The 16,942-nt window shown below is 44.8% G+C and carries 16 protein-coding genes, 1 tRNA gene and 1 pseudogene; 9 read left to right on the top strand and 9 right to left on the bottom strand.

What is annotated here, in order from left to right; all coding sequences use genetic code 11:
- Positions 1-5: 5 nt before the first annotated feature.
- Positions 6-302, bottom strand: a complete 297-nt coding sequence (locus tag QUA24_RS20475) for a hypothetical protein (protein WP_333231664.1) — start codon at positions 300-302, stop codon at positions 6-8.
- Positions 302-712, bottom strand: a complete 411-nt coding sequence (locus QUA24_RS20470; RefSeq protein WP_333231663.1) for a hypothetical protein — start codon at positions 710-712, stop codon at positions 302-304. Before QUA24_RS20470 ends, QUA24_RS20475 begins: the two co-directional genes overlap by 1 nt.
- A gap of 139 nt (positions 713-851) precedes the next feature.
- On the opposite strand from QUA24_RS20470, the gene QUA24_RS20465 reads away from it, so the two are divergent.
- From QUA24_RS20465 to QUA24_RS20445, 5 genes are all read left to right on the top strand, one after another.
- Positions 852-1,172, top strand: coding sequence for a DUF433 domain-containing protein (locus QUA24_RS20465; RefSeq protein ID WP_333231661.1), 321 nt, complete (start codon positions 852-854; stop codon positions 1,170-1,172).
- The gene (locus QUA24_RS20460) at positions 1,165-1,500 is read left to right on the top strand and encodes a DUF5615 family PIN-like protein (RefSeq protein WP_333231659.1); all 336 of its coding nucleotides are present in this window, start codon (positions 1,165-1,167) and stop codon (positions 1,498-1,500) included. Before QUA24_RS20465 ends, QUA24_RS20460 begins: the two co-directional genes overlap by 8 nt.
- A 133-nt stretch (positions 1,501-1,633) precedes the next feature.
- Positions 1,634-4,567 carry a CHAT domain-containing protein gene (locus QUA24_RS20455; RefSeq protein WP_333231657.1) on the top strand — a complete coding sequence of 978 codons (2,934 nt, stop codon included), beginning with the start codon at positions 1,634-1,636 and terminating at the stop codon, positions 4,565-4,567.
- Between the two features lie 195 nt (positions 4,568-4,762).
- Complete coding sequence (locus QUA24_RS20450) at positions 4,763-5,110, top strand: hypothetical protein (protein ID WP_333231655.1); 348 nt, start codon at positions 4,763-4,765, stop codon at positions 5,108-5,110.
- On the top strand, positions 5,103-6,536 hold the full coding sequence (locus QUA24_RS20445; RefSeq protein WP_333231654.1) for a hypothetical protein: 1,434 nt from the start codon (positions 5,103-5,105) through the stop codon (positions 6,534-6,536). Before QUA24_RS20450 ends, QUA24_RS20445 begins: the two co-directional genes overlap by 8 nt.
- Before the next feature lie 171 nt (positions 6,537-6,707).
- On the opposite strand, the gene QUA24_RS20440 is transcribed toward QUA24_RS20445, so the two are convergent.
- The gene (locus QUA24_RS20440; protein WP_333231680.1) at positions 6,708-7,142 is read right to left on the bottom strand and encodes a CAAD domain-containing protein; all 435 of its coding nucleotides are present in this window, start codon (positions 7,140-7,142) and stop codon (positions 6,708-6,710) included.
- A 402-nt stretch (positions 7,143-7,544) separates the two neighbouring features.
- Positions 7,545-8,987, bottom strand: a pseudogene (gene gltX, locus QUA24_RS20435) (glutamate--tRNA ligase); the annotation flags it as partial.
- A gap of 385 nt (positions 8,988-9,372) precedes the next feature.
- Between gltX and QUA24_RS20430 the strand changes: the two are divergent.
- Both QUA24_RS20430 and QUA24_RS20425 read left to right on the top strand, forming a co-directional pair.
- Positions 9,373-9,870: a DUF393 domain-containing protein gene (locus QUA24_RS20430; protein ID WP_333231653.1), complete on the top strand. Its 498-nt coding sequence runs from the start codon at positions 9,373-9,375 to the stop codon at positions 9,868-9,870.
- A 97-nt stretch (positions 9,871-9,967) separates the two neighbouring features.
- Positions 9,968-10,177 carry a hypothetical protein gene (locus QUA24_RS20425; RefSeq protein ID WP_333095267.1) on the top strand — a complete coding sequence of 70 codons (210 nt, stop codon included), beginning with the start codon at positions 9,968-9,970 and terminating at the stop codon, positions 10,175-10,177.
- A gap of 192 nt (positions 10,178-10,369) precedes the next feature.
- Here the strand turns inward: QUA24_RS20425 and QUA24_RS20420 are convergent.
- From QUA24_RS20420 to QUA24_RS20410, 3 genes are all read right to left on the bottom strand, one after another.
- Positions 10,370-10,443: transfer RNA gene (locus tag QUA24_RS20420), tRNA-Asp, on the bottom strand.
- A gap of 56 nt (positions 10,444-10,499) precedes the next feature.
- A complete protein-coding gene (locus tag QUA24_RS20415) occupies positions 10,500-11,630 on the bottom strand; it encodes an esterase-like activity of phytase family protein (protein ID WP_333231651.1) in 1,131 nt (376 codons plus the stop codon).
- Between the two features lie 66 nt (positions 11,631-11,696).
- Positions 11,697-13,526 carry a TM0106 family RecB-like putative nuclease gene (locus QUA24_RS20410; protein WP_333231650.1) on the bottom strand — a complete coding sequence of 610 codons (1,830 nt, stop codon included), beginning with the start codon at positions 13,524-13,526 and terminating at the stop codon, positions 11,697-11,699.
- Between the two features lie 95 nt (positions 13,527-13,621).
- On the opposite strand from QUA24_RS20410, the gene QUA24_RS20405 reads away from it, so the two are divergent.
- Positions 13,622-14,944, top strand: a complete 1,323-nt coding sequence (locus tag QUA24_RS20405) for an aminotransferase class V-fold PLP-dependent enzyme (RefSeq protein ID WP_333231648.1) — start codon at positions 13,622-13,624, stop codon at positions 14,942-14,944.
- A gap of 17 nt (positions 14,945-14,961) precedes the next feature.
- On the opposite strand, the gene QUA24_RS20400 is transcribed toward QUA24_RS20405, so the two are convergent.
- Positions 14,962-15,273, bottom strand: a complete 312-nt coding sequence (locus tag QUA24_RS20400; RefSeq protein WP_333161745.1) for a DUF433 domain-containing protein — start codon at positions 15,271-15,273, stop codon at positions 14,962-14,964.
- Between the two features lie 120 nt (positions 15,274-15,393).
- Positions 15,394-15,726, bottom strand: coding sequence for a hypothetical protein (locus QUA24_RS20395; protein ID WP_333231646.1), 333 nt, complete (start codon positions 15,724-15,726; stop codon positions 15,394-15,396).
- A 132-nt stretch (positions 15,727-15,858) separates the two neighbouring features.
- Here QUA24_RS20395 and QUA24_RS20390 point away from each other — a divergent pair.
- The coding region (locus QUA24_RS20390) for an alpha/beta hydrolase (RefSeq protein ID WP_333231644.1) at positions 15,859-16,942 on the top strand (1,084 nt) is incomplete at its 3' end.

The following is a 16,942-nucleotide window of genomic DNA, read 5'->3' as shown; positions in this document are numbered from 1 at the left end:
TTTTGTCAATTTTGCAAAATGTACTGACTGATAATGTTTTTGAGCTTTTGAGGAGCTTCAAGGGCGATCGCCGCTCCTAAATCTGGACGCACAACCCACCACCAAACCAGCGTTTCTAATTGACTGGGTGGGTTTTCGTTGGGGCACCATTCGATAGTACCTTCATTTACACCAATAATATTGGCACAAAGGTCATTAGCAATGGTAACGCGATCGTCTAGCTTTTCAAACTGTACGATGTCTTGCCAGCGAATTTCGTGGGGAATAGAATTAAGAATTGATTGAATATCTAGAGTCAGCATTAAACAGTACCTCGAAAAGCTATAATAACTCTAATACCAAAGTCTTGTTGTTCTGCAAAAGATTGGCTGCTAAGCCATCCTCTCACGGTTAGAGTATCCGTACCTGTTAGTTCAGGTTGGACGGAATAATAGAAATTGGTAATTTCCTGATGGATTGACCCCGTACCGTGTTCGAGTCTGACGAGATTGCCTGTATTGTGTATTGCTTCTGCCCCGAATCTCTGTAAATTTGATGTTGTTTGTCCAACTATATGATGCCACGCTAACCCCGCTCCTGCCACCCCCATCGTTCTTTTAAATTCACCAAAGGTTTGAAATCCTTGCCCCGGTATTATAGCTGGGATGACTGTTCTTAATTCTAGCTCTCTAGCTAGTCGTCTAGCTATTTCTCGTCGAGTTTCGTCTGTCATTTATGGGAATTAGTTTGCAATGCTTTTACTTAATCCTATCATGGGTGAATGCAGATGGATGAAGCGCGATCGCCCTTCGTCTGTTTATGCTAAGCTTAAATAGCTCTAAACATTAGCAATTAGGAGCCTTTCACGCTTTATGTCTAAGCAATCAGTCATCACAAAGCATATTGAAATTACACCTGGAGTGCTTGGTGGGAAACCACGCATTGCGGGTCATCGAATTTCTGTAGCACAAATTGCAGAGATATATCTGAAGATGGGAGAGTCTATAGAAGCAATCGCTAGGGACTATAATTTGTCACCTGCATCGGTTCATGCCGCCATGACTTACTATTACGATAATCGAGAAGAAATTGACCGCCGCACTGCTGAATCAGATGCTTTTGTCGAAAAGTTGAAGCGTCAGAGTCCACCCTCTCCTTTGCAGAAAAAGCTGAGGGAAATTAGAGGTGAGTGAACGCATCCGCTTTCATTTAGATGAGAATGTTAAATCGGCTGTGGCACGAGAGTTGCGCCGACGATTAATTGATGTTACAATAACTATTGAGGCGGGGTTACTTGCTCAGAGTGATGAATTGCAGTTAGCATTTATCTGCGAACAAAAGCGGGTAATTATGACTCACGATGATGATTTTTTAACCATTGCCAGTCTTAGCAGCGAGCATCCAGGTATTGCTTATTGTAAGCAGGGGACTCGTTCGATCGGACAAATCATTGAAGCTCTGGTTTTGATTTATGAAGTGTACACGCCAGAAGAAATGGTTGGGCGTGTTGAGTTTTTGTGAGAAATGGCACTTTTGACAAGGTTAAGTAGCCTCACAAACAAAACTGAGAAATCGCACTAACAAACTACGCGGGTTCTCTATATGATAGAATCGCCAAATAATAATTCCCCTGCCCAATCCCCCGCCACCCGATATGGACGAATTACGCCACCAAGCTTATCTCAATCTGATTCAATCGCTACTGAATTGCCCCAGCGGGGAAGAAAACCAAATTTTGCAGGCAAACTCCGAGTTAGTTGATGCGGGGTTGGTGCAGGTAATGCAATTAGTGGCAGAAAACCAACGCGAGGAAGGCAATCAGAATGCAGCAGATTTTTTAACTAATTTGGCGATTCAACTCGCTGAATGGTTGCAATTGCTCTCTGCTAATTTTCAGTTAGAATTTTTGAAGCAAGTATTGCAGGTAACGAGAGGCGGTGGCTATCGTAATGTAATTTATACCCTATTGCGGGATAATATCAACTTGATTAATGATGATTTTGCGGCGTTTTTGCGAATTTGGTGGAAAGAAATCTTGCCCAACTTAGATACCCAACTACGCATTTTTATAATAGAAGACATTGGCGAGTTTAGCAATGTAATTTCGCAATTTCCTTTAGGAAGCAGGGCAAGTAATGTGGAAATTGCCATTGCAGGTTATGAACTTGCCCTGACTGTTTTTACCCGTCAAGAATATCCTGAATATTGGGCAAGGAGTCAAAATAATTTAGCGATTGCCTACCGCGACAGAATCAGAGGCGAAAAAGCGGATAATCTAGAAATAGCGATTTCCGCCTATCAAGCAGCTTTGTCAGTTCGCACCCGCGAGGCATTTCCTCAAGAATGGGCACGGACTCAAAATAATTTAGCGATTGCCTATCGCGATAGAATCAGAGGCGAAAAAGCGGATAATCTAGAAATGGCGATTTTCGCTTCTAAGGAATCATTGTGCGTTTACACCAATCCTCAAGAATGGGCCAGGAATCAAAATAATTTGGCGAATACCTACCTCTACAGAATCAGAGGCGAAAAAGTAGATAATCTAGAAATAGCAATTGCCGCCTATAAAGCAGCTTTGTCAGTTCGTACCCGTGAGGCATTTCCTTTTGAATGGGCAGAAACTAAAAATAATTTGGCGACTGCTTACCTTTACAGAATTAGAGGAGAAAAAGCGGATAATATCGAAAAGGCAATCGCTGCTTATCGGCAAGCTTTAGAAGTTTACACCCGCGAGGCATTTCCCTTTGAATGGGCAAGAAGTCAAAGTAATTTAGCGAATATCTACAGCAACAGAATTAGAGGAGAAAAAGCGGATAATATCGAGAAGGCGATTTCCGCTTCTGAGGCATCATTGTCCTTTTACACTCGCGAGGGATTTCCTGAAGATTGGGCAAGGAGTCAACATAATTTAGCGGCTGCTTACCTTTACAGAATCAGAGGGGAAAAAGCGGATAATTTAGAAAGGGTGATCTTAGCTTCTCAGGCAGCTTTGTCAGTTCGCACCCGCGAGGCATTTCCGATAAATCATGCTACAACCTTATATTGTCTTGGACTTGCCTACCGGGATAATTCCCAACTCCCAGAAGCTTACAATACATTTAACGCTGCCATTGAGACAGTCGAATTAATGCGGAGTGAAATCATTATCGGCGGTGAAGCAGACAGACAGAAATTAGCTGAAGAATGGAATAAACTTTATCAGGATATGGTAGAAGTTTGCCTAGACATGGAAAATAAAACCGCTGCCCTAGAATACATCGAACGCAGCAAAACCAGAAACCTAGTAGAATTGTTTCACAATGCCCGCAGCCTCCCTAAAAATTTACAGTGGATTAGTTTTCAGGAAATTCGCAGTCTGTTAGGAGAAACTGAGGCAATTTTGGAATGGTACATTACCGTTAACAACTTTAAAGTTTTTATTATTACCCGCGACTCTACCCAAGCCGAAGTATGGCAATCTTCCGATGGAGAGTTACCCGCATTACAGGAATTTGTGGGGGAGTATATCGATAAATACATCAATCAACCTGAAAACTGGAAAAATCAGCTAGAAACCCGCCTGGAAAAATTAGCTGAAATCTTACATATAGATGAAATAATTTCTCGCCTCCCGGAAAACTGCCAGCGATTGATATTAGTTCCCTTCCGATATTTGCACTTGTTACCGCTTCACGCATTAACCAGCCGAAGGCTAAGGCAGAATGTAGAAGAAACTGGAAGTCTCCTCGAACTTTTCCCAGGTGGCGTGAGATATACTCCCAGTTGTCAGCTATTACAATTATCTCAGCGGGTAAATCCGACTGGGGAAGAGTCATCACCCACAAGATTGTTTGCCCTTCAAAACCCGACAGAAGATTTAGACTTCACCGATATCGAAGTTGAAGCAATTGCCAAATCCTTTAATCCAGCCGAAGTTTTGATTCGGGAGAAGGCAAGTAAGACAGGATTGCAGCAACAGCTTGAAGCATTGCAGAATGCCGACATCGCCCACTTTTCCTGTCACGGATTTTTCGACTTTCTCGATCCCCGGAAATCTGCTTTAATCTTAGCTGGGGCAAAAATTACCACCGATAACGTTGACTCCGAGAACAAAAGTTATATTCGTTCCCGCCGAGGCGAAACCTTCGACATCGCGGAATGTCTGACGCTGGAAGAAATCTTTGATTTGCGGCTGAATAAGTGCAGCTTAGTGACGCTTTCCGCCTGCGAAACTGGGTTAACGGATATTAGAGATAACACTGATGAGTATATCGGATTGCCTAGCGGTTTTTTCTATGCCGGGGCCACGAGTGTAATTAGCACTTTGTGGGCTGTCAATGACGTATCTACGGCGATTTTGATGATCAAGTTTTATGAGATTTTCCTGTCTGAAACTCGCCCGCCTGTGGCGATTGCTTTGCGGGAGTCTCAGTTGTGGCTGCGCGATGCAACAGTGCAAGATTTGGTAGATTGGGTTGCAAGTTGTAAATTAATTTCAGATGAAAGGAAAGAGGAAATGCAAAATTCTATTGAATTTGGTCAAAGACCAGAAAACAAACGTTACCAATCTCCCCACTTCTGGGCGGCTTTTTGTGCGATTGGGCAATAAATTCGTCAGCGAAACAAGGAATTTTTGTAGAAAACGGCAATGCCGTTTCCTTCCCATTTAACAATGCAATGTGCCGACCATTTAACAATCCGTCACACGGCAATTAGAACAGGGCAATCAGGACAGGGCAATGCCATGTCCTTTGTGAATATGGTAAAATGACAATATTATAAATTACAAGACATAAATTCAGCCATGAAGCCAGAAAAAATCATTAATTCATTTCTCGTAGTCTTGAAAACCAGCCCCAATTTATTTTCCGAAGCAGCCACAGAAGCATTAAAGACCCTTGAAAAAGATATTGCGGCTGCCGAAAATGAATCAAATCAAGCCATTTCTAAAATACTCAGTAATTGGTGTATCGACTATCCCGAAATTACCAAAGCATTGGAAGCCGTCGCCACCAGGGGCAAAGTTATCCCTAAAGCCAGTCAACCGCAAGGAGACGAAAATATTTCAGAAAATCAGTTTCCCCGCCTATTTCCACGGCTGCTAGAATCTTTAGAAAAGCGGATACAATCTGAGAAGCCTGAAAATGAATGAAATTGAAAAAGTTTTAAATCCTAATGTCTACGCTTTTGCCTTTCACCTAATCGGCGACGCTAGCGGCAGAAATAATCCCCTCTGGAATTGGGGCGATGATTTTTTAGAAAGCTTTACATCCCAAAAAATCAAACCCCTTCTCAAATTTCCGGAAGAACCATCTAATTTATCGGTTGATTTGTTGCGAGACATCAGCTTGGATTTTAATTCTCAAGTCAGCTACAATGAAACTCAATTAGATATCAGCGGCTTTGCTGTACCCATCAAAATAGGAGACAGCTATGCCCTGTGGTTGAATGTCGGTTTCCTTGATAATTTTGTAGAGGAAGTTTCCCCGCAATGGCTGAGTACATTTAACCCCGAAAATTTATTAGGAATCGTTACTGGGGAAGAGTTTTTAGGTGAAACAATTCTAATTACCGCTAAATTACCCCCGCAACCACAACCACCAAGTCTCGAATCCCTCCAATCTCTAGCTGACAAATGCTGTAACGCTTTACTTCCCGAAAAATATCGCCCTCCTTTTAACCGCGTCGGCCAGTTATTTGGGAGTCAGATTTTTGAGTACGGTTTAATCAAGCAAACTGCTAATTATCGGCACTTGCTGGTCTGGTTTCCCAACAGCGAAGCATCCGAAGATAAGCTTGGTACTTACCAGCGGGAAATAGTAGACTTGTTTTACTACCGCACTAAAATTATTAAAGCCTTTCACAATAGCAGGCAAATTCACCGCATACTGTTTGATTTTTACCGACAAGTGGAGGATAATGTTAATTGGTTGCAGCAGCGAATTGATGAACTAGACAGCGCCTTGACTACCGACAATTTACAGGAATTTAAGGACGAGTTGAAAAAGCTACTGAAAACAGCACTGACTTACACTCAAGGGCTGACAAAATTAGAAGATTACGGCAATACAATTGCGATAAATCTTAACAATTACGCTGAGAAATTAGATCAAATCTATGCTAGAGTAGAAAGCGATAAGGAAGAACTATCAATATTAAATCACTTCAGGAGAAAAACTGCTCCATATATGCGATCGCAAATAGCAGGCGACTTAGGCTATTTCCGACACGGAACAGGCTTAATCGAACAAGCGATCGCCTCAATCCGAGGGATAGTAGAAATAGAACAAGCCCGGAGCGATCGCGCCAATCAAATAGAACTCCGCAAGAGCGAATTAGCAGAGAAAAACCGAGACGATCGCCTAGAAAGAACAATACAGGCGATCGGTGTCGGTTTAGCAGCCGGAGGAATTGCAGCATCAAGCGGCACAGACAAACTCTTCGAGACGCTGCAACAAAACCACGTCCCCGCACCCTTAATCCTGTGGCATCCGTTTGTATTTTCCTTTGTGTTGAGTTGCGCGATCGCCCTTGGATCGGCTGCGATCGTCTGGTGTCGCACTCGACCAAAGAATTAGCTATTAACCATTAGTCCGCGTAGGCAGACTTCGTTTGTGTTGCCGTAAACTCAGCGATTTCAATCGCCCATTGCCCAAATAATCGCCCATTCCTACAAAAAAAACCGACACCGACAACTCATAAAAAATTGTCGGTGTCGGGTACAAATTCAACAAATTACCAGCAAAAGTTTAGGACTTTTTGCCGAAAACTTGTTCTTTCAATGCTTGAATTTCTTGACCTAATTGTTGCCGGTTGGACGATCGCAGCAAATAGCGGTAGACAAACCACCCGGTGTATCCGATACCAATTAGCTCGAATGTCGGTGCTAGCAGGGGGATGTCGTTGAGTTCATCTATTATCCCCAAAAGCACTTTCAAAGAGACAATCGAGGCTATAATTACACCGATAACAGTCAGGGGACTTTTGTACTGCTCGTAAAAGCTGCCAATGTAAGCGGGAAACTCGGACAAAATTGAGATAATTTGTTCTTTGATCTGCTGGGTCTGACTTGGCGGTTCTTCGGTAATTATGACTTTTGTTGTACCGCTTGAACTGTCGGCTTCATTTCCGGCAGGAATTTCGGTGATGATAACGGTTGTTTCTGGTTCGTTTGATGAAGTCATTTCTCCACTCGCAATAGTTGTTTGCTGGTTGGCGGCAGGTATTTCAACTGCTGCTGCGACTGTTTCAAGAGCCGGTATTTCGACTGCTGCAACCTCCCCGTCGGTTGGTTCAAGAGCCGACACTTCGCCTGTTTCTGAAGTCGGTATTTCGACTGCTGTAACTTCCACTGCTGGTTCGACAGTCGGCGTTTCGACTGTTTCGAGCGCAAGTTTTTCGACTTCTGAAACCTCTGCTGCTGATGGTTCAACAACCGGGGTTTCGATTGTTTCAATAGTCGGTGTTTCGACTTTTGAAACCTCCGCTGCTGACTGTTCTGTAGCAGAAGTTTCGGCGACTGTTTCTGCCTTTGGTTGTTCTGGGGTAGAAGTTTCGTCCGCGACACCAACAGCCTGCAGATTCAAGTTGCTAATGGCATCAAGCAAACGGGTTTTAGCCGTTCCTCGCTGGTGAAGGATTACCCAAGATTCTATCAGGTCGGGGCCGTGCATTGCACCTGTCAGAGCGGCTCTGAGCGATCGCATAATTAGCCCTTTGTTAAGATTTTTCTCTTTACTGAGCTTTTTAGTGATTTTCTGAGCTTCCGCTGATGTCAGGGATGAATGACTTTCCATCGCTTCTACAACTGCTTGTAAAGCCTGTGCAGCCCCTGTTTGCTGCAATTGTGCGAGTGCTTCTTCTTCGTATTCCACCGTGGTGGAGAAGAATACCTTACACATATCCACAGCATCGGTTAAGCGAACGAGACTCGGGCCGATTAAAGCAGCTATTTGTTCGAGCCAGGGGCGATCGGCCTCCAAGTCAAACTCATAACCGCCTTTCTGCCACCAATAAGGTATCAGCAAATCTGTCAATTGCGGCACTGGCATTTTGTGCAGGTATTGACTGTTAAGCCAATTGAGTTTATCCCAATCAAATTTTGCACCAGCTTTGTTGACTCGATAGAATGTAAATAATTCTGCTGCTTCCGACAGTGTAAATATTTCCTGCGTTGAATCCGGCGGAGTCCAACCGAGCAAAGTCATGTAATTAACTAAAGCTTCGGGCAGGTAGCCCATATCTTTGAAGTCAGAAATCGAGGTTACGCCGTCGCGTTTAGAAAGCTTTTGCCCTTGGGAGTTTAAAATCAGGGGCGTGTGGGCAAATTCTGGGATTGTCGCGCCCAAAGCTTCGTAGAGCAATATTTGTTTCGGAGTATTGCCGATGTGATCTTCCCCGCGGATGACGTGGGTGATGCCCATGTCGATGTCATCGACAACTACGGCGAGGTTGTAGAGTGGTTGGCCGATGACGCCGCCGCTGGATGCACGGGCAATTACCATATCGCCGCCGAGGTCGCTACCTTTCCAGGTTACGGTGTCGCGTACCATGTCGTTCCACGCGATCGTGCGATCGTCGTCGATGATAAACCGAATCACAGCTTGTCGCCCTTCGCCTTCAAAAGCTGCGCGCTCTTTGCTTGTCAAGTTGCGGTGCCGGTTGTCGTAGCGGGGGGCTTGTTTGTTGGCTTTTTGTGCTTCCCGCATTTCGTCGAGTTCTTCCGACGTGGTGTAGCAGCGGTAGGCGAGTCCATTGTCTAGAAGGGTTTGGACTGCTCGGCGGTATATTTCCAGACGCTGTGACTGAAAACTCGGGCCTTCGTCCCAGTTCATACCCAGCCAGGTGAGTCCTTCGAGGATGTTATCGGTGTATTCGCTTTTAGAACGTTCTACGTCTGTGTCTTCTACCCGCAGGATGAATTTTCCGCCTTGGTTGCGGGCAAACAGCCAGTTAAATACGGCGGTTCTGGCGGTACCGATGTGTAGGTTTCCGGTGGGACTGGGGGCTAGACGGACTCTGACATTCATGTAGATTTTTGCTTTTAGATTGGGCGATTTGCTGATTGGGCGAATAGCTGATGTTTAAGACTTCAAATTTTATTATATTTTGTTGCCGACTTAAAATTTGTGCTTGGCAGGTGCTTTGCCTCGAATTGCTTGATAATACGCGATCCTCTTCGAGGGCTGTCCTTCGGATCGCGGAGTTAACGAGCCATCGGGCGAAAGTCTCCGGCAAGGCACTAGAAGGCATCTTGATGATATTAGCATTGCGGGCGGGCAAGACAGGATTCACCTTTGGGACTATTTTTCACACCACAAATAACTGCTTTAGGAGTACCGAAGGCGCACCTGATAACTATTGATCCTTGTAAAATGTTTGTGTGCGATCGACGACATTAAAAAATATTTCCCTATGTCTGCTGCTAAAACTGAGTTTTCCGAATCTGTTGCGCCCTCACCCGAGTCTGCTGCGCCTGCTTGGCAGATTGAGTTACTGTACGACGGTGAATGTCCTCTGTGCGTGCGGGAGGTTAATTTCTTGAAACAACGCGACGCGGGGCGAGGTTTAGTGTCGTTTGTGGATATTGCGGATGATAACTACAACCCGGAGGCCCACGCCGGAATCGACTACGAAATGGCGATGGGGCGGATTCACGCGGTGTTACCCGACGGTACGACGGTTAAAAATGTGGAGGTTTTTCGCCGCACCTACGAGATTTTAGGTATGGGCTGGGTTTATGCTGTGACTAAGTTACCAGCGATCGGGGCGATCGCCAACTGGCTGTACGGAATTTGGGCAGACTGGCGGCTGAAGCTGACGGGAAGGCCGGATTTAGCAACTATTATGAGCGATCGAACTCAGCGGATCGAGTGCGAAAGTCAGGGCCGCTGCCAACCCTACTCAAAATGAGTCATATTTAATAAGTGCGATCGACCTATCAGAAGATGTCAGCAAAAACAGGCTGCAAGTAACATTAAAGATGGACTACTATTAAAGGTCAAAAAAAATGCAAGATGCAGGCTATACAGTCTTCATGGGCTTCGGTGGTCTCTGGATACTTATGGGAATTGTCGCTGTAATTTTCCTGTTCAAATCGGACGGTCAAAAACTTAGGTTTGGCAAATGGGGACTGCTAGTTGCTATTCCGATTCTCGTGCCCATCGTCCTGGTTTTGACATATCAGATTGCCCGACCCTTTATTTCCTCGCACCTTTGAGGGCTGCTGGGAGTTAATCAAACGGGCAAAGGGTCAAAAGGAAATCTTGCCCCCAACAGTCAATCTAAAACGGATGCCATTTCCTTGCTTTTCAGGAAAAATCTTACGCAGTGGTCGCATTTTGAGAGCAAACTACATCAGCACTAGATCCAATCAAAACAATCAAAGTTTAGAAGCTTGACTACGAGAGAACGGGACAGACGGGGCTCGAACCCGCAACTTCCGCCGTGACAGGGCGGTGCTCTAACCAATTGAACTACTGTCCCTCGTTTTGCCGTTTTTTCAGGCACAATTTCTATTATGCCTATAACTTCACCTTTTGTCAAGAGGTTTTTTGAACTTTTATTTGGAAGCCCAAAATTTGAGTCTCTTGCAGGGGACTGAAGTTGTTGTCGCTTACCAAAATCAGACCTCTGCTACCATCGCCTAACACCGGGCCTAATGTCAAGCCCTCAATGTTATCTAGGGGAATTTTCAGGGTTTCCAAATCCAGCAGCAGGCGTTTTTGAGCGGGAGAAACCTCGCTGAGACGGCTTTGGAGGCTTTCGAGTGCTTCAATACGATCGCTCTTTTCCAAGGAAATCTCAAATAATTTAACAGTAACTCCGGTTTCTAGGGAGAAAGCACGCTCTAAACTCAGCAAACGGTTATCGTCGATCGCCGCCACCAAATCCACTAAACCGTTGCTAGTTAATTTTCCCACAGGATTTGCACCAGCGGGTAGCGGTTCGGTTATGTAGAGAAACGATGCTTCTGGATTGCCGCTCACCGCATCGTAGCGCAAAATCCGGCACGGGCTCCCGGTTTCCAGGGAAGGTACAGCGCCATCTTGAACCAACGCATTTTCTGTGGCGGTGAATAGGTATTTGCGATCGGGCGTTAAAGTTAAACTTTCAAATGATAGATTGTTGCGGATGCCTTTACTGCCATTGTCGTCGGGCAAAAACCGTTCAGGAATTGCCAGCGTTTTCAGGAGTTTACCATCGATGAAGAACTCTTTGATAAAAGGATTTATTTGGCGATCGACATCTCCCTCCGAAGAAACAAACACGCTATTGCCCGCAAAAGCTATCCCCTCTGGATCTAAACTTAAACTCGGAAAACTTTCGCCCTTTTCATCTAATAAAGTAGTGACACCAGTAAATTCAATGTTGTCTTTTTCCAATTTACCCGATTTCAAATTTATTTTGAGAGTATAGAAACGCGCCGGACTCTTGCTGCTGCGGTCATCCGAAATGGCATAATAAACTTGTTTTTCGGCATCGTAAGTAATCCCCGAAAGTCCGCCAATCTCCGTCCCCTGAAACGGAGAACCAGTAGGAAATATTGCTCTACCAATAAAATCTATTTTGGTAAGGGCGAAAGATTGAACTGACAGATTTATCAAAATTGCCACAGTTGCTGCTATCAAAAAACAGGAAATAAATATAATTATTTTTGCTGATTTTCGCATTTTACTATCTTCTTCTCTTTCTAACTTCGCGCCCTTTGCGCCTTCGCGGTTCGTTTAATCATAAAATCACTGTTTCTGATTTAGCAAAAAATTAGTCAACCAATCTTTAACCACATAAGTAGCGCGACAGTCGTCCTCATTGTAGCGGACGATCGCCTCCAAGAGCGATCGATCGCCAGTTTTGAGCCAATCGTCGTACCAGCAGACGCACTGAGCACCATTAGCCTTAGCATCTCGCCAGTCAAAACCCAGCCAGCGGGCTATTGGTTTGAGTGCGTAACTTTCCACCGGCATAATCGCCTTTTGCGTCACTTGTTTGTGAATATCTACAAACCGTTTCAGTACGGGTTTCCACAAATAAGCTGGAGTATTGTAAAGTTTAGCCAGCCGCTTAAAAGTCTTGACTTCGTAGTCGCAAAAGTGGAAAATCGGAGCAATGGGATAAGCCCACATTAATTCTAAAAATTGCTCCCAGATTGCACCTTCCTCTGCTGCTGATTCTGCTAAAAAACCGTGGAATTTTTCTGTATTGTTGTACCTGTCAACAACTAAGACTCCGTGGAGGTAATCCAAGTTTAACTCGGGTTCTGCTTCAATGTCAAAGTAGAGTTCGATTGGGGCGATCGGCAAAAAGACAGATTGGGAATAGGGAATTGGTTTCTTGCGGAGAATTGGCGCAGGTATAGAAGATGTGGCAGGTTTATTTTCTCTAATTTTTACTTCCTCAACCGCGATGTCATTCAAGATATTGTCTACAATATCTGGTACTATTTCAGATGAGTTAAGTTCTTCTAAATTCTCACTTCTACCTTCTTCTCGATCGTTAATCCGTGTATCCGTGTCAAAATCCGTGTCGTGCCTTCCTTCTTCCTTCTTCCTGACATCCGTTACATCCCGTACATTGCTCGTTGCCGAACTTCCTTCTTCCCGCAACAGCGGTTGATTTAGCAAGTGAGATCTAGCTTGCTGCACCACATCAAAAGCAACTCTGTCGGGGAATTCGGGATACTCAGCAAGCAGTGCGGAACTAGCATTAGCGAGAGCTTCTACATCAGTAATTTCGAGAGTTTTTAGTCTAGCATAGCGGCTGGCAGTAACTCCCGGCAATAACGAAAGATGTTTAATAGATTCGGCGTCGGCGTGACAGATAGTATACCAACCGCAAAGATTGCACTTTTGCCGGGAAATGAACACCTCTGGTTTATCCCGATTTTCTATCATCTGAATGCAATCATCTAAAATCTCGAACATCTGAGGAGTTCGCTGGCCGAGATTCACCGAGTACAGCCCTTTTTTTCGCAGCATCAGCCACGCAGTATCGGGCATTGTTTCCTGTACGGAAGCTAAAACTTGGGCGTGAAAAGCTGCGATAATTTGATACTCTTGTTTTGGTCGCTTGCTAAGCCAAATATCCGCAGTAATATAACTCCAGTTGCCAAATTTTGATTGTCCCGGCTGTTTGATTAATAAATGGGGGCGGCTGATCAGGGTAATGTTTGAAGAGGGAAGATTGGAGGAGGAAAGATGAACGGGAGTTTCGGGGATTTCGCCAAATTCTGGGAAATATTGACTGTCAATTCCTACCAGAGAAGTTGTTGCGCCGTTGGTTTGGCCGAATTCGCCCTGGATCAGAACTCCTCGGTAAATGCGATCGACCCCTTGCTGCATTAAACTCAATGTAGCGGCCGCGCCAGCTTCCCAATCCCCTCTAGGATAACATGGTTGTTGGTAAGTCTCGTGTTCCAAAGCTTGCTGCTGGTATGTCGCGCTGTCGCGCATTAGTTTCAGCAAAAAGTCGCTGGGGGGGTCTAGTTGTTTCCAGTCTCCGCAGGTATCTAAAAATGCTCGGAGATGGCATCGCTGATAGGAAAGTAGTAGTTTGTCAGTTATTAACATTTAGTATTCGCAAGGCATAGAGTATCAAGCAAAAGGTATAAAATTCACAGCATTAGTTATTCAATATTAACGCTATCAATAATTCCCAAAAAAAAATGACAAAGGACAATCACCGGCAACAATTCCCAGCTTTGGCCAATAAAGCTTATTTTAACTACGGCGGACAAGGGCCGCTGCCTGAGCCTGCTTTAGACGCGATTTATGGTGCTTACAAACGGGTACAGCTTGGGGGGCCGTTTTCGGGGGAGGTGGGGGCTTGGGTGGCTCAGGAGGCGATGCTGACGCGACGTGCGATCGCATCAGAGTTGGCGGTACCTCCTGAAAACATCGCCCTGACTGAAGATGTCACCGTCGGCTGCAATATTGCGCTGTGGGGCATTGACTGGAAAGCAGGCGACCATTTGCTGCTTTCTGATTGCGAACACCCCGGCATTGTAGCCAGTGTAATGGAACTTCAGCGCCGTTTCAACATAGAGGTTTCGGTTTGTCCGTTGGCGGCTACTTTGAATGAGGGCGATGCGGTGGCGGTAATTGCTAATGCTTTGCAGCCAAATACTCGCTTGTTGGTAATCAGTCACATTTTGTGGAATACCGGCCAAGTTTTGCCTCTGGCTGAGATTGTTAAAGTATGTCATGAACCCCCCCTAACCCCCCCTTGCCAAGGGGGGGGACAAGAGGAGTTTTCCCTGGTTCAAGGGGATGGGCAAGAGGATTTGTCCCTGATTCAAGGGGATAGGCAAGAGCATTTGTCCCTGATTCAAGGGGGAGGACAAGAGGATTTGCCTGCAAAGAAGCACAAAGTTAGAGTGTTAGTTGATGCGGCTCAATCTGTGGGGGTTTTGGCTTTAAATTTGATTGAATCAGGGGTTGACTTTTATGCTTTTACTGGTCACAAATGGTGGTGCGGCCCGGAAGGTTTGGGGGGACTTTATGTGAGTGCGGAAGCTTTGGCAGATTTGCATCCGGTGTTTATCGGTTGGCGGGGAATTGTGACGGATGCTAATGCTAAGGTGCTTGGGTGGAAGTCTGGATCGCAGCGCTATGAAATTGCGACTTCGGCTTATCCTTTGTATACGGGTTTGCGGAGTGCGATCGCCCTGCAACATGAATGGGGTACGATCGAGGAAAGGTATGCAGAAATTTGCCGTTTGAGTAAGTATCTCTGGGAGCGTTTGTCGGAACTTCCCGATGTGGAATGTTTGCGGAAATCTGCGCCGGAAGCTGGTTTGGTTTCGTTTCGATTAACTAATGGGATGCCGCACAAAAAGCTGGTCGATTTGTTGGAGAAACAGGGAATTATGGTAAGGACTATTCTTAATCCTGATTGTGTGCGGGCTTGTGTTCACTATTTTACAACTGAGGCGGAGATTGATAAGTTGGTTGGGGCGATCGCCTTAGCGAAATTTTCATTTGAGTAAAACTTTAGCATCGGCAGTTATTCATTTTCAGCAAGCCACAGCTCGATTTCTTCTCGGTTGTGTTCGTAATAGTTCGCAACCGCTTGCAAATCTTGAAGGGTAAGCCCTGGATAATTATAGAGAAGTTCGGCTTCAGTTGCGCCCTGTTGTTGGTAGGCGATAATCGTCCAGACGGGAATGCGGGTATCGCGAATTCGCGCTGCACCGCCACAAATTCCTGGAGTTTTGTGAATGGGATGTTGAAGGGTTTGGACGAATTGCAGCGTTTGTGCTAGCAAGTCATCCGGCAGTGTTTCAATGGTTTGGAGAAGTTGTTCTTTGATGGTCATAATCGATATCCAAATGCAATAAGCTGTTGCGGCATTTAAATTATATGTCAAAAAAAATCAAAGTCTTGTGGGGTGTCCCGCCCGCGGAGAATATACAATTTAAATGCGCGACAGCTTATGTCACCAAACTTCGTTCCCCATAGCAACTCCACTGTCAATCTCATTATGAAGATTCTCAGGCGTTATCGCCTCAACCAACTCCTCAAGGGAATACCGCCAACGAGTTACGGGTTCGATAATTTTCTCAGCGTCAATAGAGGCATCTATTTCCTGAGAGTGGGCGGCATAAAAAGCGAGAAAATCGTTCACTTGAACTTCACTTAAGTCATAATCAGCGGCAATTTGGTTTGGCGAAAAACCCCATTTATGGGCTGCGATGACTACTGTTTGCACTAGATGTAGTGTGCCTACGTAAGTCCTGTTAAGGTAAAGTTTTCTTTCGGTATTGAACATTTCTGGGTTTGAGCCATTATACTGAGATGCAAAACATAGCTAAGGCTACGTTTTGCATGACTTTTAAAAGATCCTCTGAGTAATAGCTTAGTAACAAGTTAGGTTTCAAAAATTGGAGAGGAGAAGCTAAACATGAAATGGAATAAGTTTTTCACGCTCTTTGGTGTTACAGGAAGTTTGGCGATTAGCAACTTTTTTCAGCCAAATTTAGGGCAAGTACAGGCACAATCATCCTCTAAAGATGCTCTCATAGTGTTTGTAAACGGTAGTGGCGATTGTTGTGCTGGAGCGATGTTTAAAGTCATAAACAGGGTGAAACCAGGGAATACAGTTTGGACTACATCCTACGCAAACTTTAAAGATGGAAGCACTACAACAATAGTAGGAAATTTATCAACAAATCCTGATGCACTCTTTATAAAAGAAGCTGCTCAAGTCATTAACAGTCAACCTGAAAGTAGACCCATTGTTTTAATTGGTCATAGTTATGGTGGCGATTCAATCCTCAAGGTTCTGCCTTTTATTACTCGCCGTGTCCAACTTGTCGTAGTTATTGATCCTGTTGGTACAGCAGGATTTCGTAGAGTTGCGACTAGCCGTGTGGTTCCACCAAATGTGGACTACTTTATGAACAGATGGCAGGAGAATGGACTAAATGATGAGAATATAGTTCCCTTCGATAGCAGGATTAGTGGAGAGATTCTCTGCCAAGCAACAAAGGGGTGTGACCAGACCGCACAAAATCTTGCCAGAAACGAAGATGGTTCTGAAACAAGAGTTGAATGTGGATGGGAAGAAGTTACTTGTCCTGGCTTTCAACTACCAGTACCACCTGTTATTAAAGGTCGTAAAGGTACAAAAGCACTGAGGATAGAACACAACAATATGCCTAAAGATGCCTATATCCAAAAGATTGTTGGAGATAAAGTTAGCGAAGTATTAACTTCTTTTAGACCTATCGCTAGTTCACCTAGTCCCTCACCTACCCCCACCTCTACAGTTGTAAATGGGGATGTCTTTGCTCATGACATCAATGGCAGCGATGTTGGTAAGCCCTATAAACTTAATAGTTCAACAAAAGTAGCTGCTAATCCTCAAGACAAGCGTGTCCTCGTAATGGGCAATCGAATACTGGTTAATACTGATGATGGCAGCGTTTTTGCTCATGACATTAACGGCAGCGATGTTGGTAAGCCCTATAAACTTAATAGTTCAA

Origin of the sequence: Microcoleus sp. Pol12B5, from assembly GCF_036701335.1 — a bacterium.
Lineage (GTDB): Bacteria > Cyanobacteriota > Cyanobacteriia > Cyanobacteriales > Microcoleaceae > Microcoleus.
This window is presented reverse-complemented; position numbering and strand designations above follow the sequence as displayed.